The sequence below is a fragment of the Microbispora sp. NBC_01389 genome (genome assembly GCF_045040095.1).
In the GTDB taxonomy this organism is placed as follows: domain Bacteria; phylum Actinomycetota; class Actinomycetes; order Streptosporangiales; family Streptosporangiaceae; genus Microbispora.
Genome location: NZ_CP109552.1, coordinates 3,818,489 through 3,837,409, shown reverse-complemented (window position 1 = coordinate 3,837,409; position 18,921 = coordinate 3,818,489). Strand labels below are relative to the sequence as shown.

General features: G+C 72.7%; 20 protein-coding genes. 16 read left to right on the top strand and 4 right to left on the bottom strand.

What is annotated here, in order from left to right; translation table 11 throughout:
- Positions 1 to 81 precede the first annotated feature (81 nt).
- The 4 genes from OG344_RS17265 (at position 82) to OG344_RS17250 (ending at position 3,810) form a co-directional block, all read left to right on the top strand.
- Positions 82 to 1,086, top strand: a complete 1,005-nt coding sequence (locus tag OG344_RS17265) for a LacI family DNA-binding transcriptional regulator (protein ID WP_327044315.1) — start codon at positions 82 to 84, stop codon at positions 1,084 to 1,086.
- Positions 1,073 to 2,605, top strand: a complete 1,533-nt coding sequence (locus tag OG344_RS17260; RefSeq protein WP_405083995.1) for a serine/threonine-protein kinase — start codon at positions 1,073 to 1,075, stop codon at positions 2,603 to 2,605. Before OG344_RS17265 ends, OG344_RS17260 begins: the two co-directional genes overlap by 14 nt.
- Positions 2,606 to 2,887: 282 nt before the next feature.
- Complete coding sequence (gene mscL, locus OG344_RS17255) at positions 2,888 to 3,316, top strand: large conductance mechanosensitive channel protein MscL (RefSeq protein WP_405083994.1); 429 nt, start codon at positions 2,888 to 2,890, stop codon at positions 3,314 to 3,316.
- 122 nt (positions 3,317 to 3,438) lie between these two features.
- Positions 3,439 to 3,810 (top strand): hypothetical protein, encoded by a 372-nt coding sequence (locus OG344_RS17250; RefSeq protein WP_405083993.1) that lies wholly within the window; start codon positions 3,439 to 3,441, stop codon positions 3,808 to 3,810.
- 136 nt (positions 3,811 to 3,946) lie between these two features.
- Here the strand turns inward: OG344_RS17250 and OG344_RS17245 are convergent, their stop codons facing one another.
- Both OG344_RS17245 and OG344_RS17240 read right to left on the bottom strand, forming a co-directional pair.
- Positions 3,947 to 4,174: a DUF6158 family protein gene (locus OG344_RS17245; protein ID WP_405083992.1), complete on the bottom strand. Its 228-nt coding sequence runs from the start codon at positions 4,172 to 4,174 to the stop codon at positions 3,947 to 3,949.
- An 11-nt stretch (positions 4,175 to 4,185) separates the two neighbouring features.
- On the bottom strand, positions 4,186 to 4,335 hold the full coding sequence (locus OG344_RS17240; RefSeq protein ID WP_405083991.1) for a hypothetical protein: 150 nt from the start codon (positions 4,333 to 4,335) through the stop codon (positions 4,186 to 4,188).
- Between the two features lie 266 nt (positions 4,336 to 4,601).
- On the opposite strand from OG344_RS17240, the gene OG344_RS17235 reads away from it, so the two are divergent.
- The 5 genes from OG344_RS17235 (at position 4,602) to speB (ending at position 10,012) form a co-directional block, all read left to right on the top strand.
- Positions 4,602 to 5,045, top strand: a complete 444-nt coding sequence (locus OG344_RS17235) for an ATP-binding protein (RefSeq protein WP_327044301.1) — start codon at positions 4,602 to 4,604, stop codon at positions 5,043 to 5,045.
- 61 nt (positions 5,046 to 5,106) lie between these two features.
- A complete protein-coding gene (locus tag OG344_RS17230) occupies positions 5,107 to 6,546 on the top strand; it encodes an MFS transporter (protein ID WP_405083990.1) in 1,440 nt (479 codons plus the stop codon).
- A gap of 211 nt (positions 6,547 to 6,757) precedes the next feature.
- Complete coding sequence (locus tag OG344_RS17225; RefSeq protein ID WP_405083989.1) at positions 6,758 to 7,219, top strand: PH domain-containing protein; 462 nt, start codon at positions 6,758 to 6,760, stop codon at positions 7,217 to 7,219.
- A gap of 8 nt (positions 7,220 to 7,227) precedes the next feature.
- A complete protein-coding gene (locus OG344_RS17220) occupies positions 7,228 to 8,958 on the top strand; it encodes a PH domain-containing protein (RefSeq protein WP_405083988.1) in 1,731 nt (576 codons plus the stop codon).
- Positions 8,959 to 8,998: 40 nt separating this feature from the next.
- Positions 8,999 to 10,012: an agmatinase gene (speB, locus tag OG344_RS17215; protein WP_327044297.1), complete on the top strand. Its 1,014-nt coding sequence runs from the start codon at positions 8,999 to 9,001 to the stop codon at positions 10,010 to 10,012.
- Positions 10,013 to 10,065: 53 nt separating this feature from the next.
- Here speB and OG344_RS17210 read toward each other — a convergent pair whose 3' ends face one another.
- A complete protein-coding gene (locus OG344_RS17210; RefSeq protein ID WP_405083987.1) occupies positions 10,066 to 10,371 on the bottom strand; it encodes a hypothetical protein in 306 nt (101 codons plus the stop codon).
- On the opposite strand from OG344_RS17210, the gene OG344_RS17205 reads away from it, so the two are divergent.
- The 7 genes from OG344_RS17205 (at position 10,358) to OG344_RS17175 (ending at position 17,987) form a co-directional block, all read left to right on the top strand.
- The gene (locus tag OG344_RS17205) at positions 10,358 to 11,083 is read left to right on the top strand and encodes a hypothetical protein (protein ID WP_405083986.1); all 726 of its coding nucleotides are present in this window, start codon (positions 10,358 to 10,360) and stop codon (positions 11,081 to 11,083) included. The two genes, OG344_RS17210 and OG344_RS17205, sit on opposite strands and share 14 nt — an antisense overlap.
- A 95-nt stretch (positions 11,084 to 11,178) precedes the next feature.
- Positions 11,179 to 12,213: a rod shape-determining protein gene (locus OG344_RS17200; RefSeq protein ID WP_405083985.1), complete on the top strand. Its 1,035-nt coding sequence runs from the start codon at positions 11,179 to 11,181 to the stop codon at positions 12,211 to 12,213.
- A gap of 53 nt (positions 12,214 to 12,266) precedes the next feature.
- Entirely contained in the window at positions 12,267 to 13,139 is an 873-nt protein-coding gene (gene mreC / locus OG344_RS17195; protein WP_405083984.1) for a rod shape-determining protein MreC, read from the top strand.
- The gene (locus OG344_RS17190; RefSeq protein WP_405083983.1) at positions 13,139 to 13,705 is read left to right on the top strand and encodes a rod shape-determining protein MreD; all 567 of its coding nucleotides are present in this window, start codon (positions 13,139 to 13,141) and stop codon (positions 13,703 to 13,705) included. Before mreC ends, OG344_RS17190 begins: the two co-directional genes overlap by 1 nt.
- Positions 13,698 to 15,734, top strand: coding sequence for a penicillin-binding protein 2 (gene mrdA / locus OG344_RS17185; protein WP_405083982.1), 2,037 nt, complete (start codon positions 13,698 to 13,700; stop codon positions 15,732 to 15,734). The genes OG344_RS17190 and mrdA overlap by 8 nt, the downstream gene beginning before the upstream one ends.
- Positions 15,731 to 16,918 carry a rod shape-determining protein RodA gene (gene rodA, locus OG344_RS17180; RefSeq protein WP_405083981.1) on the top strand — a complete coding sequence of 396 codons (1,188 nt, stop codon included), beginning with the start codon at positions 15,731 to 15,733 and terminating at the stop codon, positions 16,916 to 16,918. The genes mrdA and rodA overlap by 4 nt, the downstream gene beginning before the upstream one ends.
- Positions 16,911 to 17,987 (top strand): DUF2293 domain-containing protein, encoded by a 1,077-nt coding sequence (locus tag OG344_RS17175; protein WP_405083980.1) that lies wholly within the window; start codon positions 16,911 to 16,913, stop codon positions 17,985 to 17,987. Before rodA ends, OG344_RS17175 begins: the two co-directional genes overlap by 8 nt.
- On the opposite strand, the gene OG344_RS17170 is transcribed toward OG344_RS17175, so the two are convergent.
- Positions 17,984 to 18,886 (bottom strand): serine/threonine-protein kinase, encoded by a 903-nt coding sequence (locus OG344_RS17170; protein ID WP_405083979.1) that lies wholly within the window; start codon positions 18,884 to 18,886, stop codon positions 17,984 to 17,986. The genes OG344_RS17175 and OG344_RS17170 overlap by 4 nt on opposite strands.
- Between the last annotated feature and the right edge of the window lie 35 nt (positions 18,887 to 18,921).

The following is an 18,921-nucleotide window of genomic DNA, read 5'->3' as shown; positions in this document are numbered from 1 at the left end:
TCTGTTGACACGAGCGAAACAGTGATACTTTCGCTTGGGAGCGCTCCCAAGCCGTGTGACCCTTCGGGCCGAGGAGACCGGATGGCCGATCTTCCCACCCTCGCAGAGGTAGCCGCCGCAGCCGGCGTCTCCCCGGCAACAGCTTCCCGGGTCTTGACCGGCTCGGTACGCGTGACCACATCGACCCGTCGGCAGGTCCATGACGCGATGTCGCGTCTGGGCTATGTCCGGCGTCGCGCCCCTCGGGGTGCGGCGGGCAGGCGGGCCGAGCAGATCATCGCCGCGGTCGTCTGCGAGCACAGTCCACGCCTATTCACCGAGCCGTTCTATGCCAGGCTCCTGTCCGCGTGCGAGGAGGTGCTGGCGACGCACGGGGTGCCGATGGTCATGATGACCGCGACCCCGGCGACCGCCTCCATCGCCGCGCCACCGCTGGTCGCGGGCGCCGTCGACGGCGTGCTCCTCATCGGAGCGCGAGCGCGGCACCCCCTCGCGGTAACGCTGGCGGCGTCTGGCGTCCCGGTGCGCTGTGCCGGGCGGCCGCCAGACGGCATCGACCTGCCATTCGTCGACATGGACAACCGTGACGGCGGACGGCAGGCGGCCGAGCACCTGCTGCTCAACAACCGCAAGCACATCGCCACGATCGCCGGGCCGCCGACCCTGCCGGCCGCCCGCGACCGGCTGGAGGGCTTCCGGCAGACGCTGCGCGACGCGGGGGTGCTCGACATGCCCGTGGCGTACGGCGACTTCACCCACGCGTCGGGCGCGCACGCCATGCAGTGGCTGCTACAACGGGCGCCGCACCTCGACGCCGTCTTCGCGGCGTCGGACGTGATGGCGGCCGGGGCCATGCAGACGCTGCGCCGCGCCGGACGCAAGGTGCCCGACGACGTGGCCGTGATCGGGTACGACGACGCGCCGGTGGCCCGGCACACGTCGCCGACTCTGACCACGGTCCGGCAGCCCGTCGAGGAAATGGCCACGCTCGCCGCACGACTGCTTCTCATGACACTCGGGGACGGGGAGAATCCCAAGGGCAATCCGGTGCTCCCCACGGAACTGGTGGTTCGTGAATCGGCCTGAGCTTAGAGAAGGCGACATCCTGACCCGTCGTTACCTGCTCCAGGAGCGGTTGGCGACGGGCGGGATGTCGGTCATCTGGCGTGCCTTCGACCAGTCACTGCAGCGCATGGTCGCGATCAAGGTGCTGGACGGCTCGCTCGACGACGAAAACCCCGGCCGGGAACTCATGCGCAGGGAGGCCAGGGCCACCGCCCGGCTGATCCATCCCGACGCGATCGAGGTCTACGACTACGGGGAGACGGTCACGAACGGCGGCAGGCTGGCGTCCTTCGTGGTCATGCGGTTGCTTGAGGGCCGGTCGCTGGCCGACCGGATCATGGAGGGCCCCCTGCCCTGGGCCGAGGCGACGCAGATCGCCGCCGGGCTGGCGCAGGTGCTGGCGGCGGCGCACGACCGGGGCATCGTCCACCGTGACGTCACCCCGGAGAACGTGCTGCTCGCCGCCGACGGGCCCAAGCTGCTCGACTTCGGCATCGCCGCCTTCATCGGCGAGACCGACGACCAGCTGGTGGCCGACTTCGGCACGCCGCCCTACGTCGCCCCCGAGCGGCTGAGGGGGACGACGGCCGACCCGGCGGTGGACGTCTACGCGCTCGGCGTGCTGCTGTTCGAGATGCTGACCGGCTACCTGCCGTATCCCGAGAAGACCTGGGAGGCGATCGAGGCGGCACGGCGGGACGGTCCGCCGCCGGTCCCCGAAGGGGTGCCCGGCCTGCCGCAGGAGGTCGCCGACCTGTGCCGGCGCTGTCTGTCCGGCGATCCCGCCGACCGGCCGAGCGCCCGCGCGGTCGCCGCGGCGCTGGCCGCGGTGCGCAAACCGCCGGGACCGCGAGGCGCGGGCTGGGGCGCCGCCGCCGTCGGAGCCGCCGCTCTCGGCGGCATCCTGTGGGTCTCCCAGTCGGGGGGCCAGGGCCTCGGCGCCGCCGTCGTGCTCAACCCGGCCATCGCGCAGCCGGCGCAGGCCATCGCCACGCCGTCGGCCGCGCGCGTCAAACCGGTGGCCGAGCCTGTGGCCGACCCCATGGCCGAACCCATGGCCGAACCCCTGGTCGAAGCCCGCCACACGGCGGGACCGGTCGCCCGGCACACCGCTAAGCCGGCGACCGACCCCGCCCGCCCGCACGGGCCCTCCCCCTCCCCCTCCGCGACGAAGACCAGGGTCAAGAGCCGGTACGGCGGCAACTCCGCCCAGCCGCGCGCGACGGTCACCCGCAAACCCGGCGTGACCACGCTGCCCCTGGCCACTCCCGCCCCCTACCTGGCGGTCGAGACCGCGGTGCGCCGGTTCACGCTGCTCGTGGACGGCGCCGAGGCCACCCATGACATCGACGACGATGTGGCGCTCGACCTCAAGCAGGTGCTGCGCAACGCGGTGGCGGCGGGACAGGGACTCACCGAGGTGCGGACCAAACTGGAGGTCCGCTACGGCGAGGGACGGCTGCCACTCGTGCTGAAGCAGGAGCTGCACCACGCGCTGGACGGCGTCGAGGCGGCGCTCGCCCGCTCTACTGGTACCTGATTTGGGAGCGCTCCCAGAACAACTTTCTGTTGTCGGGTGTCAAGTAGGAGAGTCGAGGCGTGTCCGTAAAGCGCCCCGACCGGGACCGAAATAATCGTCTGTTTCGCCCGCCCGGCGGGCCGCCCGGTCTTGGGCGGCCCAGTTCCTTGATCGGCACAGTTCCTTGATCGGCACCTCACCGCCCGGCCCGGTCCCTCCCGGCGACGAAAGGATTTAGCACTGCCCCCTGACTCGCGTCAAGCCCTTGAATAGCGGTGGCAAAACCCGATACCTCGTTTCCTCATGAGCGGATTCAAGAAGTTCCTGATGCGGGGCAACCTGGTGGAGCTCGCCGTCGCCGTGGTCGTGGGCGCGACGTTCAGCGGGCTGATCCAGGCCCTCGTCAAGGACCTCGTCACGCCCCTGATCGCGGCGATAACCGGAGGCCGGGAGCCCGACTTCTCCGGCTACACGTTCACCCTCAACGGCGCGGAGTTCAAGTACGGCGACTTCGTCAACAGCCTGCTGTCGTTCCTGATCGTCGCCGCGGTGGTCTACTGGCTGGTCGTCCTGCCGATGACCCGCTTCCTGGCGCTCTTCGAGACAAAGAAGGAGGCCACCGAGAAGCAGTGCCCCGAGTGCCTGTCGGACATCCCCCTCGCCGCCCGGCGCTGCGCCTTCTGCACCGTCGAGCTGTCCACCGTCTCCGCGGCGGACAGGCCCCCTGCCTGAGTCCCCCGTCTCCGAACACCGCTCCCGACGACGCCCGTCGGCGCTGCAAGCGGCTTGTAAGCGGAGCGAAAGGGGCCGTCCGTAGTGTCCGGCGCGTTGCAGATCGCGCTCAGGAAGGCGTCATGAACATCCTCAGGAACAGCCTCGCCGTCGTCGCGGCGTCCACCCTTCTCACCCTGACCGCCGCTTGCGGTGGCGGCCAGACGGCCGTTTGCGAGGAGGCCGTCAAGGCGTTCACCGATTACAGCACCAAGGCCGCCGCCGCGGCCGGCGACATCAAGGGCCTCAACACCGCGACCGGCGACCTGGCCGCCCAGCTCAAGGACCTGTCCGGCAAGGCCGACGGCGACCTGAAGGTGGCGCTCGCCGGCATGGCCGACTCGTGGGGCTCCTTCAAGATCGACCTGTCGGACCCGGCCGCCGCGGCCAAGCTGAGCGAGTTCGGCCAGAAGGCCACCCAGGCGACCCAGGAACTCGGGAGCGCCTGCTCCTGACCCGGGTCACACCCCATGGACCCCCGGCCGGCCCCGGCGACACGGGCGAGGCGCGCGGTGTGGCGCACCACCGCCGCCGTCCCCGTCGCATGGGCCGGCCGGGCCTCACCGGCCCCACCGTCGCCCGGGCTCCTCCTCACGCGCTGCGCTGCCTCGCCCCCTCCCGCAGCCGCTCCGGATCGACCTGCCGGTCCGGGTAGCGGTCGAGGTACTCGCTCTCCAGCTCCCGCGTCCGGGAGGTGTGGCGCTCCAGCGCGTCGTCCGACCCGTGGAAGAACGTGTCGCTCCGGGTCTCGTGCAGATGGCGCAGCTCGCGGAGCAGATCCTCGTCGCCCAGGTCCCGGGGGTCGACTCCCATCGTCATCACCGTTCTCCTCACACCTCTGTCGGCTTTTCCCAGTGCTCGTCCGGGTTCCCGTCGTCCGGCTTCGCGTTCGGCGGATCCGTCTCGGACGGCATCCACTCGCCGGCGATGTCCGGCTCGTCCGCGTCGATATCGATATAGCGACCGTCTTCTCTTCGCATGCCAGGTCTCCTGCCCGGTGAGACGACCCCCATACCGGCCCGTCCGCAAAGGCCGGAGGCGGGCTCAGGACAGGACCGCGGGCGGAGCCGGATCGCCGGCCCGCCCCCTCCTCCCATGCGGCGTGCTGCCCCTTATCCCACGATAGGAAACCAGGCAATCGCATTCGCCATATTGCGGAGCCGAATTGCAAAGTGCAGGATGAACGCAGTCTCACATGGGTTTCGATTCCCCGACGGCAGGCGGGTGCACAGGGAGTTATCACGGGATGACAATTCTCAACCTCTCGGGGAGAATCGCGATCTCACGCCCCTTCTCGGGAGACCCGTCCCAGGTGCGGGCCGCCCGGCGGTTCGTGGCCGCCCGCCTCGGCGACGGCCACCCCTGCCGGGACGACGCGGTGCAGCTGACCGGCGAGCTGATCGCCGAGTCCCTGCGGCACGCCGACTCCTGCGGCCGGCCGCCGGGCTACGGCGTGTCGGTCCTGGCCACTCCCGGAGCCGCCCGGGTCACGCTGTCCACGCAGGGCTGCGGCTGCTGGACGTCTCCCGACCTCACGCCGGGGCGCGGCGTCCACCTGGTGGACCTGTTCACCCGGCACTGGGGCGTGTCGGCCAGCCGCGCCGGAGTCTGCGTGTGGTTCGAGCTCGGGCACGACGGCGTCGTCCCCCCGCCCGGAGGCGTGGGAAGCGAAGGCGCCAGGACGGTCTGACGTGAATTTCCGGCCCGATATCGGGTAGTCGGGCGCCATATCTTCCGAAGAAGGGGACGATATGGCGCAGATAAGCACCGACATTCCCGCGCGGCTGGATCGGCTCCCCTGGGCTCGCTGGCACTGGCTCGTGCTCATCGGGCTCGGCACCGTCTGGATTCTCGACGGGCTCGAGGTGACCATCGTCGGGGTCATCGGCCCGCGCATCACCGACCCGAGCAGCGGGCTGGGGCTCAGCGACAGCGAGGTCGGCGTCGCCGCCGGCGTGTACGTCGCGGGAGCCTGCCTGGGCGCACTCTTCTTCGGCCACCTGACGGACCGGTCCGGGCGCAAGAAGCTCTTCCTGGTGACGCTCGCCCTCTACCTCGCCGCCACCGTGGCCACCGCCTTCGCCCACGACGCCTGGTACTTCTACCTGTGCCGGTTCTTCACCGGCGCCGGCATCGGAGGCGAGTACGCCGCGATCAACTCGGCGATCGACGAGCTCATCCCGGCCCGCGTGCGCGGCACGGTCGACCTGGTGGTGAACGGCTCCTTCTGGCTGGGCACGGCGCTCGGCGCCCTCATCGCGATCCCGGCGCTCGACACGAGCCTGCTGTCGGCGGGGCTCGGCTGGCGTCTGCTGTTCGGGCTGGGCGCCATCCTCGGCGTGGCCATCCTGCTGGTCCGCCGTACGGTGCCGGAGAGTCCACGCTGGCTGTTCATCCACGGCCGGGAACGGGAGGCCGAGGAGATCGTCCGGGAGATCGAGACGAAGGTCCGCGACGAGAGCGGGAAGACGCTCGAACCCGCGCACCGGGAGATCAGGATCACCCAGCGTGAGCGCACCCCGCTGACGGAGGTGGCGGCGACACTGCTGCGGCGCTACCCCAAGCGCACGACGGTCGGCCTGTCGCTGTTCGTCGGCCAGGCGTTCCTCTACAACTCGATCTTCTTCACGTACGCGCTGGTGTTGGCGACCTTCTTCAAGGTGCCGGACGGCAGCACACCGTGGTATCTCGTCCCGATCGCGATCGGGAACTTCCTCGGCCCGGTCCTGCTCGGCCGGTTCTTCGACACGATCGGCCGCCGCACGATGATCGCGGGCAGCTACGTGCTGTCCGGCCTGCTCCTGCTCGGCACCGCCGCGCTGTTCGACGCGCAGGTGCTCTCTCCGGTGACTCTCACGATCTGCTGGATGGTGGTGTTCTTCTTCGCCTCTGCCGGGGCGAGCAGCGCCTACCTGACGGTCTCGGAGATCTTCCCGATGGAGACCAGGGCCCTCGCCATCGCGCTGTTCTACGCGGTCGGCACCGGGCTCGGCGGCATCATCGGGCCGGTGCTGTTCGGCCGCCTGGTGGAGAGCGAGAACGTGGGCAACGTCGTCGTCGGCTACGTCATCGGCGCCGTACTGATGATCGCGGCGGGGCTGGTGCAGTGGTTCATGGGTGTGGAGGCCGCGCGGCGCTCGCTGGAGGACATCGCCGCCCCCCTCAGCTCCGAGCAGCACCAGATGGCCTGACCGCCCACCGAGGACGGCCGTGGAGTCGATCTCACGCACGGGAGGGCCGCCCAGATCATGCGTCCCGCGGCGGAGGAGCAGGCGGCGTTCCCGGTTCGCGAGCTCCTGCCCGCCCTCTGATCCGCGAGCCGGGGGGCGATGCGCCGGGACGCGGACGATCGGGCAGAGTTGAGGCGTGGACGTCCCAACCCTTCGACTCCCTCGGCACCGCGTGAGCCGCACCGCCATCTGGTACTGGGCCGCGCGGGCCGCCTTCGGCTGGCTCATCCTCCTCGCGGCCCAGGTGATCTGGCTGGTGGCCGACAAGCACGGCGTGCCGCTCTCCGCGCACGTCATCGGCCTCGCCGCGACCACCGTCGTCGCGGCGGCGCACATCACGGTCATGCCGCAGTGGCGTTACCGGGTGCACCGCTGGGAGGCCACCCCGGCGGCGGTCTTCACCCAGTCGGGCTGGTTCCGGCAGGAGTGGCGCATCGCCCCGGTCTCGCGGATCCAGACGGTGGACAGCGAGCGCGGCCCGCTGGAGCAGCTTTTCCGTCTCGCCAACGTCACCGTCACCACGGCCTCGGCCGCCGGTCCCATCAAGGTCGGCGGCCTCGACCGGGACACGGCCCAGCGCCTGGTCGCCGAACTCACCGCCAACGCCCAGGCGACGGCGGGCGACGCGACGTGAGCGGCCCCATGAGCGATTCCGCCGGTGGTCCCGTCAGTAATCCCGTCAGTGGCCCCGCCAGTGCTCCCGCCAGTGGTCCTGTAAGCGGTCCCGAGGGCGGCCCGGCCGAGCCCGGCTGGCGGCGGCTCAGCCCGCGGATGCTGCTGGTCCACCCCGTCCAGGAGGTCGTACGGGCCGCCCCGGCCCTGCTCGGTCTGCTGGTGGCGGGAACGAGCAGCGGCGGGAAGGGTCACCTGTGGAGCGCCGCGGGGGTCGGCCTGACGGTCCTGTTCGGCATGCTCCGCTGGTTCACCACGACGTACCGGATCTCCCCGGAGCAGGTGCAGGTCAGGCGCGGGCTGCTGAACCGGAAGGTGCTGACCGTGCCCCGCGACCGGGTCCGCACGGTCGACGTCACCTCCCACGTGCTGCACCGCGTGCTCGGCCTCGCCCGGGTGGAGGTGGGGACGGGCACCTCCGACCGCAGGCACGACAGCCGGCTCAAGCTTGACGCGCTGAGCGCCGCCGAGGCCGCCCGCCTGCGCGTGGAACTGCTGCACCGCTCCCCCGCCGCCCAGTCCCCCGCCGCCCAGTCCCCCACTGCACAGTCTCCCGGGGCGTCTCCGGTGCCGCCGTACGCCGGGAGCACGCCGATGGGCGGCGCCACCGGGGAGACCGAGCTCGCGCGGATGCGCCCCGGGTGGGTCAGGTTCGGGCCGTTCACCATGTCCGGGCTGGTCACCGTGGGCGTCGTCGGCGGCTTCGCGTCCCGCCTGGTCTCGGAGGGGAACATCGACCTCGACCGGGTGGGGCCGGTCCGGGAGACCTGGCGGTGGTTCAGCGCGATGTCGCTGGCGCTGGAGATCGCGACGGTGCTGCTCGCGCTCGTGGTGTTCGTGGGCGTCGCGTCCACGCTCGGTTACGTCCTGGCGTACGGGAACTTCCGGCTCACCCGGCACGCCGAGGGCACCCTCCACGTGACCCGGGGCCTGCTGACCAGGCGGGCCACCACCATCGAGGAACGGCGGCTGCGGGGGGTCGAGATCGACGAGCCGCTGCTGCTGCGGGCCGTACGCGGCGCCCGGCTGTCCGCCGTGACGACCGGCCTGCGCTCGAAGGAACGCGGCCAGCGCGGCGGCTCGACGCTGCTGCCGCCCGCGCCCCGCGCGGAGGCCGTCGCGGTGGCCGGGCTCGTGCTGTCCCACGCGCCCGGCGCCACCGGCGGCCCGTCGCCGGCCACCGCACCTCTCGCCGGGCCTCTCACCGGGCCACTCACCGGACCACTCACCGGGCCTCTCACTCCGCACGGGCCGGCCGCGCTGCGCCGCCGCTTCACCCGTGCGTACGGCGTGCACGGGCCCGTCCTGCTCGCGCTGCTCGCGCTGTGGGCGTGGGCCGGGCTGCCCTCGTGGCCGTGGCTCACCGCCGCCGCCCTGCTGCCGGTGACCGCGCTGCTCGCCGCCGACCGCTACCGCTCCCTCGGGCACGCCCTGACCTCGGGATACCTGGTGACCCGATGGGGCGCGCTCGTCCGCCGCCGGGTCGCGCTGCGGTGCGACGGCGTGATCGGCTGGACCGTCGAGCGGTCGTTCTTCCAGCGGCGGGCGGGCCTCGCGACGCTGACGGCGACCACCGCGGCGGGGGCGCAGAGCTACCAGGTGCGCGACGTCGATCTCGCCGAGGCGCTGCGCCTCGCCGCCGTGGGCACCCCCGGCCTGCTCGACCCGTTCCTCGAACGTGCCGGTTCTGTCAATCAATAGACTCTAGTGTCCGATAAGACCGGTAAGACGTAGGAGTGGGATGAGCCGCTACGGCCAGATGTTCGGCCCCGACATCACCTTCCTCGGGGTCGAGCGGTGCGACCTCGACGACCCGGCCGGCTACGCGGGAGCCGACGTCGTGATCCTGGGCGCGCCGTTCGACGGCGGCACCTCACACCGCCCGGGGGCCCGCTTCGGCCCGAACGCCATCCGCCAGACGTGCTATCTCCCCCACGACGGCTCCCGCCCGAGCCTGGCGCTGCGCGTGGACGCCCTCAAGGACCTGCGGGTGCTGGACGCCGGAGACGTGGAGACCTACGCCGGCGACATCGAGGGCAGCCTGCGCGCGATCGAGGACGCCGTCGCCCGCATCGCGGCCTCCGGGGCCGTGCCCGTCGTCCTCGGCGGCGACCACACGATCGCCCTGCCCGACGCGACCGGCGTGGCGCGGCACCACGGCTTCGGGCGCGTCTCCATGATCCACTTCGACGCGCACGCGGACACCGGCGACATCGAGTTCGGCCATCTGCACGGCCACGGGCAGCCGATGCGGCGGCTGATCGAGTCGGGCGCGATCCGGGGCGACCGCTTCCTGCAGATCGGCCTGCGCGGCTACTGGCCCGGCCCGGAGATCCTCGACTGGATGGCCGGTCAGCGGATGCGGTCATACGAGATGACCGAGATCGTCGCCAGGGGGCTCGACGAGTGCCTCACCGAGGCGTACGCCATCGCGCTGGACGACTGCGACGGGGTCTACCTGTCGGTCGACGTGGACGTCTGCGACCCGGGCCACGCGCCGGGCACCGGCACCCCCGAGCCGGGCGGTCTGTCGGCCCGCCAGCTTCTCGACGCCGTCCGGAGGACCTGTTACGAGCTGCCCGTCGTCGGGCTGGAGATCGTCGAGGTTGCTCCGCCGTACGACCACGCGGACATCACGGCCTATCTCGGCAACCGGGTCGTCCTGGAGGCGCTGTCGGCGATCGCCCGGCGCCGCAGGGACGCCGCCGAGGGCACCCGCTGGGACCCCAGGCGTCCCCTCCTCGACGGACGCTGATCCGTTCGGTCCGGTAATCACGGTCCGCACGGTCTGGTAATCACGTCTGGTAGTCATGGTCGGGTGACGCGATCGAGAACCGCCGCACCCACCCCCGCATCCACAGCCGTGGCCGTCGTGCTCACGGCGCTCCTGACGGCATGCGCCGCGAACGGCGCCCCCACGACCCCCGCGACCCCCGCGAACTCAGCGAACTCCGCGCCCCAGGCGGCCGCGAAGTCGTCGGCGCGGGCGTCGGCAGGGACGTCGGCAGGGACATCGGCGCGGGCGTCAGTGCAGGCGTCAGTGCAGGCGTCGGCGAAACCGGTGCGGGTGCCGGCCGGGGTCACGGCGGGATACTCGGTGGTGGACCTGACCACCGGCAGGACCATCGCCCAGCGCCTGGCGCACCACCGGTTCCGGTCGGCGTCGGTGGTGAAGATCCTCATCGCGACCGACTACCTGGAGCGGCACCGGGGCGCGATCCCCGCCCGGGACGGGGCGCTGCTGACCCCCATGCTCCGCGGCAGCGACGACGACGCGGCCACCGCCCTGTGGAAGCGCGGGGGTCAGGGGGAGATCGTCCGGCGGATGGCGCGCCGGATCGGCCTGTCCGAAACCTCTCCGCCGCCCGCGGCGAAACCCGGCTTCTGGGGCTACACCGCCATCAGCGCGGCCGACATCGCTCTCGTCTACCGGTATCTGCTGAAGCGGGCCGAACCCCGCGTCCGCGACTTCGTCCTGGGCAACCTGCGCCAGGCGTGGCGGTGCGCGAGCGACGGCTTCGACCAGTATTTCGGCATTCCCCGCGCCGTTCCCCGGCCCTGGGCGATCAAGCAGGGATGGTCCGGCTACGGCTCCGTGCCCCCGGTCCGGTGCGCCCGCGCGAAGGCCGCGTCGTACCGTATCGGGCCGGTCACGATGGGCCGCGAACCGGTTGATTTCGGCCGTCCGGTGCTCCACACTACAGGCATGATCAGCGACCGGCTGATCATGGTCGTGCTCACCCTGCAGCCCTCGGGGGCGTCCTTCACGAAGTCGGCCGAACGGGTGACGAAGCTGGCGAGGGACCTCTATCTCAGCGTCACCTAGCGGCCCGCATTCGTGCGGATGTGTTCTGTTTCAGAGGCGGGGGCGGCGGGCAGCGATCACGCGTGCTCTCCCTCCTCTCTGAAAGCTGGTCGCCGATGGGTTTCCCGTGGGGATTGCTCGGCCGGGACATGGCGGTCGACCTCGGTACGGCCAACACGCTGGTGTACGTCCGCAAGAAGGGCGTCGTCCTGGACGAGCCCTCGGTCGTTGCGATCAACCTGCACAGCGACCGGATCGTGGCCGTCGGGACCGCGGCGAAGGAGATGATCGGGCGGACCCCGCCCCACATCGCGACTCTGCGCCCGCTCAAGGACGGCGTGATCGCCGACCTCGACGCCGCCGAGCGCATGCTGCGGCACTTCATCCAGCTCGCGCACCGGAACCGCTACCTGGCCAAGCCCCGCGTCGTCGTCGCCGTGCCGAGCGGCACCACCAGCGTCGAGCAGCGCGCGGTGCGCGAGGCGGCGTACGAGGCGGGGGCCCGGCGCGTCCACATCATCGAGGAGCCCATGGCGGCGGCGATCGGCGCGGGCCTCAACGTGGGCGACACGACCGGCAACATGGTCGTGGACATCGGCGGCGGGACCACCGAGGTCGCGATCGTCTCGCTCGGCGGGGTGGTCGTGTCGAAGTCGGTGCGGGTCGGCGGCGACGAGCTCGACGAGGCGATCGTCAACTACGTCAAGAAGGAGCACTCCCTGCTGCTCGGTGAGCGCACGGCCGAGCACATCAAGATCTCCATGGGCAGCGCCCGGCCGGGCGGCGACGACACGGCGACGCGGCCGATCCGGGGCCGCGACCTGGTCACCGGCCTGCCCAAGACGGCGACGATCACCAGGGGCCAGGTCAGGGAGGCCATCGAGGACCAGGTCCAGACGATCGTCGACGCCGTCCAGACCACGCTGGACCAGTGCCCGGCCGAGCTCGCGGGCGACCTGATCGACAACGGGATCGTGCTGACCGGCGGCGGGGCGCTGCTCGAAGGCCTCGCCGGGCGGCTGGAAGAGGCGGTCGGCATGCCGATCCACCTCGTCGAGCAGCCGCTCCAGTCGGTCGTGCTGGGCGCGGGCCGCTGCACCGAGCGGTTCGACGACATGCGGGACATGTTCCTCCCCGAAACCCGCAGATGAGGATGCCAGGTCACCCAGGCCGCCCGGCTCATCCGGGTCGCCCGGGTCGCCGGGTGCCCGTGCTGCTGGCGCTCGCCGCCGTCGCGCTGATCGCGGCCGACACGGTGACCCCGCTGGATCCCCTGCGGGCGTTCGGGTCGGCGGTCTACGGCGGGCTGGAGGACGCGGCGTCCTCCGGCGTCCGCTGGGCGTCGGGCGCGGGCCGCCTGGAGGACCTCGAACGGGAGAACGCCCGGCTGCGCGCCGACCTGCTCGCCGTCCGCCGGGCCACCCCGTCCCCGGCCCAGGGGAACGGCTACCAGGTCGTCTCGGCCCACGCCGTCGGCTTCGGCCGGGACGGCACCGTCACCATCGACGCCGGGGCCGGCGCCGGGGTCACCCCCGACATGACGGTCTTCGACGGCGACGGGCTGGTCGGCCGGGTCCTGCGCACCGGCCCGGGGACGGCGACGGTGCAACTCGCCACCGCCTCCGGCGCGTCCGTCGGCGCCCGCCTTGAGGGCTCGCGAGAGGTCGGCCTGGTGACCGGCGTGCCCGAGCACGGCCTGCTGCGGCTGGGCCTGCTCAACCCCTCGGCCGACGTGAAGCCGGGCGACCGGGTGGTGACGCTGGGCTCGCGCGACCTGCGGCCGTTCGTGCCCGACGTGCCGATCGGCACCGTGATCAGTGTCGAGCCGGCGCCGGACGCCCTGACCAGGACCGCGCTCGTGCGCCCCTTCGCGCGCTTCACCGCGCTGGAGAACGTCACGGTCGTCCTCGGGCCGCTGCCGGACGCCGGGCCGGACGGCCAGGCCGTCCCGGACACGGCGGCGGACGCTCCCACGACCCAGCAGCAGCCCGAAAAGACGCCCGAGAAGTCCAAGAAGTCCAAGAAAAAGAAGAAAACGAAGAAGAAGGACTCGTCCGGGCACGCGGAGGGGGCGTGATGAGGGCGGTCATCCTGTCGGTGCTCCTCGTCCTCGCCGCGCCGGTGCTCCAGGTCACCGTGGTCAACGGGTGGTCGCTCCCCGGCGGAGTGCCCGACATCGTGCTGATCTGCGTGATCGCGCTCGCGCCGGCGCTGGGGTCACGCACGGGGTCACGCACGGGGTCACGCACGGGAGCGGGAGCGGGGGCGGGCGCGCTCATGGGGTTCGCCGCGGGCCTGGCCGCCGACGTCGCCCCGCCCGCCGACCACACCATCGGACGGCTCGCACTGGTGCTGTGCCTGGCCGGCTGGGTGTCCACGCGGATCCCCGCCGACGACGGGGCCGGGCGCCGTGTCGCGGGCACCGCCGTCGTGGCCCTCGGCGCGTCGCTCGCCGGGGGCGTGCTCGCGGCCCTGCTGGACGGGACGCCCTGGGCCGCCGCGCTCGCCCCCGGCGCGATCGCCTGGACCACGGGCGGCGCGGCCCTCGTGACGGCCGGGCTCGCCCTCCTCCCCCGCCGCCGGTCCTTCGGCCGGGTGCCGGCCTCCCGCCCCCTCTACGCGCGCGGGGGACGGCGTGCGTAGCGGCGCCCGCGGGAGCGCCCCCGGCGGCGTCCGGGGCAACGCCGGCCGGGGACGCCTCACGGTGGTGTTCGTCGTGGTCACCACGCTCATGCTGACCCTGCTCGGCCGCCTGTGGTACTTGCAGGTGGTCACCGGCTCGTCGTACTCCAGGGCCGCGACGGAGTCGCGGGTGCGCTCGGTGGTCCTGCCGCCCGTGCGCGGCCAGATCCTCGACGTGCGCGGCCGGCCGCTGGTGGCCAACGAGACCCGGCCGCAGGTGTCGGTGGACTACATGGCCCTCCTCCACCAACCGGACGGCGGGACGGACGTGCTGACCCGGCTGGCGCGGGCCCTGGGCCGGCCGTACCAGGAGCTCGCCGACCGGGCCAGGCTGTGCGGCAGGAACGTGCCACGGCCGTGCTGGCCCGGCTCGCCGTACCAGCCGATCGTCGTCGCCGACGACGTCAGCGTGCGCACGGCGCTGTGGATTGCGGAGCGGCAGAACGAGTTCCCCGGCGTCAGCACGGCGCTGCGGCCGGTCCGGACCTATCCGCTCGGCCCGGCCGCGGCGCACGTCCTCGGCTATCTGCAGCCGCCCTCCCCCGACGACCCCGAAGGGGGCCCCGAGCTGATCGGCCGCGACGGCCTCGAAGCGCGGTACGACCGCGACCTGGCCGGCCGGACCGGGATCAGGGAGGTGGCGGTGGACAGCACCGGCAAGGTCACCGGCCTGATCCGCGAGGAGGCCGCCGTGCCCGGCGAGACGCTGGTGACCAGCATCGACGCGCGCATCCAGGACCTGGCCGAACGGGCGCTGGCCCGGGCGGTGACCGGCGCGCGCGGGCGCGGCGAGCCCGCCGACAGCGGCGCGGCGGTCGTGCTGGAGGCGAAGACCGGGCGGGTGACGGCGATCGCCGACTACCCCAGCTACGACCCCGTCGTGTGGGCCGGCGGCATCTCCCAGCGCGCCTACGAGGACCTGCCGCTGATCAGCGCCGCGGTGCAGGGGCAGTGGGCCCCGGGGTCGACGTGGAAGGTCACCTCGACGGCCGCGGCGGCGAAGGCGGGCTACGGCCTGCGGGACTCCTACGACTGCCCGGGCGGCTACCGGATCGGCGGCCGGGTGTTCCACAACTTCGAGAGCGCCGAACTGGGCCGCATGGACATGCGGCGGGCCCTGGTGGTCTCCTGCGACACGATCTTCTACCGCTTCGCGGAGCGCATGTGGAAGCGCGACGGCGGCCTCACGCCCGTGAAGCGGCCCAAAGACCCGATGCAGGGGATGGCGAAGGAGTTCGGGTTCGGCGCGCCCACCGGGATCGACCTGCCGCACGAGGCCGCCGGGAGGGTGCCCGACCGGGCCTGGAAGAAGGCCAACTGGGAGCGGACCCGGGCCGACGCCTGCCGCCGCGCCAAGAGCGGCTATCCGGAGGAGTCCGACCGGAAGCGGGCGGCCTACCTCAAGGCGCTCGCGGCCGACAACTGCCGTTCCGGCGGGGTCTGGTGGGCCGGGGACGCGGCCAACTTCTCCATCGGCCAGGGCGACGTGCTGGTGACGCCGCTCCAGCTCGCCCGGGGCTACGCCGCGCTCGCCAACGGGGGCACGGTCTTCAGCCCGAGGATCGGCAAGCGGATGGAGCGCCCCGACGGCACGGTGGTGCGCACCATCGCCCCGCCGGTCGTGGGAAAGATCGACGTCTCCCGCAGGACGCTGCGCTTCATCCGCGACGCGCTGGCCGGCGTGCCGCGCGAGGGGACCGCGGCCGGCGCGTTCGCGGGGTTCCCGCTCAAGCGCTTCCCGGTGGCCGGCAAGACCGGCACCGCCGAGGCGTACGGCAGGCAGGACACCTCGTGGTTCGCCTCCTTCGCCCCCGCGAAGAACCCGAAGTACGTCGTGGTGGTCGTGGTGTCGCAGGGTGGCACGGGCGGGACCACGGCGGCCCCCGCGGCCAGGGAGATCTGGGAGGGCATCGACGCGCTCACCCACCACGACAAGCACAAGAAGCCCGCCAAGAAGGACAGCAAGCACAAGAAGGGGGGTGGGCGATGACAGCACTGGGTCCCCTGCCCGTACGGCTGCCATCAGCCCGCGCGACCCGCCGGCGGGCCTCGGGGGGCGTCTCCCTCCCGGCCCTGGGGCTGGTGCTGCCCGCCGTCGCGCTGTCGGCGATCGGGCTGCTGCTGGTGTGGTCGGCCACCCGCGGCCGGCCGGGCTCCACCCTGCCGGAACGGCAGGCCGTCAGCGTGGGCATCGGCGTGGTGCTGATGTGGGCCGTCTCACGGATCGACCTGCGGCTGCTGCGGGCCTACGTGCCGCTGCTCTACCTGCTCGGGCTCGCCGGGCTGGTCGCCGTGCTGACCCCGCTCGGCCGTACGATCAACGGCTCGCACGCCTGGATCGTCCTCGGGGACGGCCTGCAGTTCCAGCCGTCGGAGTTCGCCAAGGCGGCCACGCTGCTCGCGCTCGCGACGGTCCTCGGCGAGCTGCGCGACGGGGAGCGCCGGCCGGGCGCGGGGGCGGTGCTGCTCGCGCTGGGGGTGGCGGCGGTGCCGGTCGGCCTGATCGCGCTGCAGCCCGACCACGGCACCGCCCTGGTCTTCCTGGTCCTCACCTTCGGGATGATCGCCGTCTCCGGCGCGCCCAAGAGGTGGTTCGCGGCGTTCGCCGCGGCCGGGGCCGCCGGGGTGCTGCTGGTGTGGCGGCTCGACCTCATCCGGCCCTACCAGCTCCAGCGGCTGATGGTGCTGGCCGACCCCGACGCCGATCCGATGGGCATGGGCTACAACGCCACGCAGTCCAGGATCGCCATCGGCTCGGGCGGGCTGCTCGGCAAGGGCCTGTTCCACGGCGAGCAGACGGCCGGCCACTTCGTGCCCGAACAGCACACCGACTTCATCTTCACGGTCGCCGGCGAGGAGCTCGGCTTCCTCGGCGGCGCCTGCGTGATCCTGCTGATGCTCGCCCTGCTGTGGCGGGGGCTGTGGATCGCGGCCCGGAGCCCCTCGCCGTTCGGCACGGTCCTGGCCGGCGGAGTGGTGTGCTGGCTGGCGTTCCAGACGTTCGTCAACGTGGGGATGACGATGGGCCTGCTGCCCGTCGCCGGGCTGCCGCTGCCGTTCGTCTCGTACGGCGGGTCGGCCACGATCTCCAGCCTCGCGGCCGTGGGGCTGCTCGCCGCCGTGAACCGCCGCACCCGCACTCCCCGCATAGGGCAATCTAGGAGGGGTGCGTAGCAAGCTCGGCGGACGGGTGGCCCAGGCGGCGGAGATCGCCCTGGCCACCCGCAGATACGTGACCCCCATCGACGTCCTCACCGGCCTGCGCTGGCTGCACGACCGTCACGTGCAGACCTGGCGGCAGGGCCGCGTGGACAGCCTCGAACGGCTGGCCGCCGTGGACGCGGACCGGATGGAGGAGGCCCTGTCGCATCTGCGGGAGTGGGCCCGGTCGCGGAACCTGCTGGAGAGCGAGGCGGCGTACACGGCCGGGACCCGCGACCGGCGGCCCCTGCGCTTCACCGCCGCGGGCGGCGAGGAGATGGAGCGCGCCTTCCGGATGCACTGGCTGTCCCCCGACCTGAGCGAGGCCCGGCGGCGGCAGATCGAGGAACGGCAGGACCGGGCCCCCGACCTCGTGGTCGTCGCGCCGCTGGAGGCGTGGACCTGCGCCGGCTGCGGGGAGAGCGGGCCGTATCTGATCATGGAGGACGACGCGCCCCACTGCCTGACCTGCGCCGACATGGACCATTTGTGCCTGCTGCCCGCGGGGAACGCGGCGCTGAGCCGCCGCGCCAAGAAAGAGAGCGGGCTGTCGGCCGTCGTGGTCCGCTTCAACCGGCGGCGCAAGAGGTACGAGCGGCTCGGCGTCCTCGTGGAGGAGGAGGCGCTGGCGCGGGCCGAGGAGCAGTGCCTGGCCGACGAGGAGGTGCGGCTGCGCCGCCGGGAGCGCGACCGCGAGCGCCGGGCCGACGAGGACGCCGGGTTCCGGGACCGGATGGCCGCGGAGATCCGCCGGTTGTTCCCCCGCTGTCCCGCCGGGCGGGCCGAGGCCATCGCCGGGCACGCCGCCGTGCGCGGCAGCGGACGGGTCGGCCGCACCGCCGCCGCCCGCGCGCTGGACGAGGGGGCCGTCACGCTCGCCGTCGTCGCGAGCGTGCGTCACCTGGACACCGAGTACGACACGCTGCTCATGTCGGGGGTGCCGCGGATGACCGCCCGCGAGCGGATCCGCTCCCGGGTCGACGAGGTGCTCACCTCCTGGCGGGCTGAAGGGGGCACTGAGCGGGCTCCCGGTGACGTCTAGCGGACGCGGCCGACCATCTGGGCGTACATGCGCCCGGGGCTCGGCACCGACGACGGGTTGAGGAAGCCGGGCAGCGGGGGCAGGTCCACCGCGAACGGCTGCAGCCGCTCGAACAGCGCGTACGCGTCGGACGGGCGCCGGTCCGGGTCCTTCTCCAGCAGTTCGGCGACCAGGCGGTCCAGCGCGGCGGGGACCCCCGGCACGCGGGGCGGCCGCTCCTTCACCTGTTTGTCGAACACGGCGTACTCGGTGGGCCCGGTGAACAGCTGCCTGCCCGTCAGCATCTCGTGCAGCACGCAGCCGAGGGAGTAGAGGTCGCTCTTCGGCCCGGCCACCCCGCGCTGGATCTGCTCGGGCGACATGTACGCCGGGGTGCCGAGGATCTGCCCGATCCGGGTGAACTGGGCCGTCACCCCCGCGCGGTCCGCCTCGCGGAGCATGGCGAGCCCGAAGTCGAGGAGCTTGACGCTGCCGTCCGGGCAGAGCATGAGGTTGGTCGGCTTGAGGTCCCGGTGGCAGATCGACAGCTTGTGCGCGGCGGTCAGCACGGCACAGGCCTGGGCGGCGACGGCCGCCGCCCACGGCACCGGCAGCGGGCCGTGCTCGCTCAGCAGGTCGGCCACGGTCACGCCCTCGATGAACTGCATGACCTGGAAGAGGCGCTGCTCGTAGGTGCCGAAGTCGTACAGGACCGGCGCCCCTGGATGGTCGAGCTTGGCCAGGATGCGCGCCTCACGGATGAACCGGCGCTGCAGCTCCTCGTCGGGGCCGTCGGGCAGGCGCAGGAACTTCACCGCCACCTTGCGGTCGAGCCGCCGGTCGTGGCCGCCGTACACGGCGCCCATGCCACCCTGGCCCAGGGGGAGGTCGTCCAGCTCATACCGGTCGCCGATGACCATGCGCCCCTCCCGTCGACCTTTCGGGGAAAAAGCTA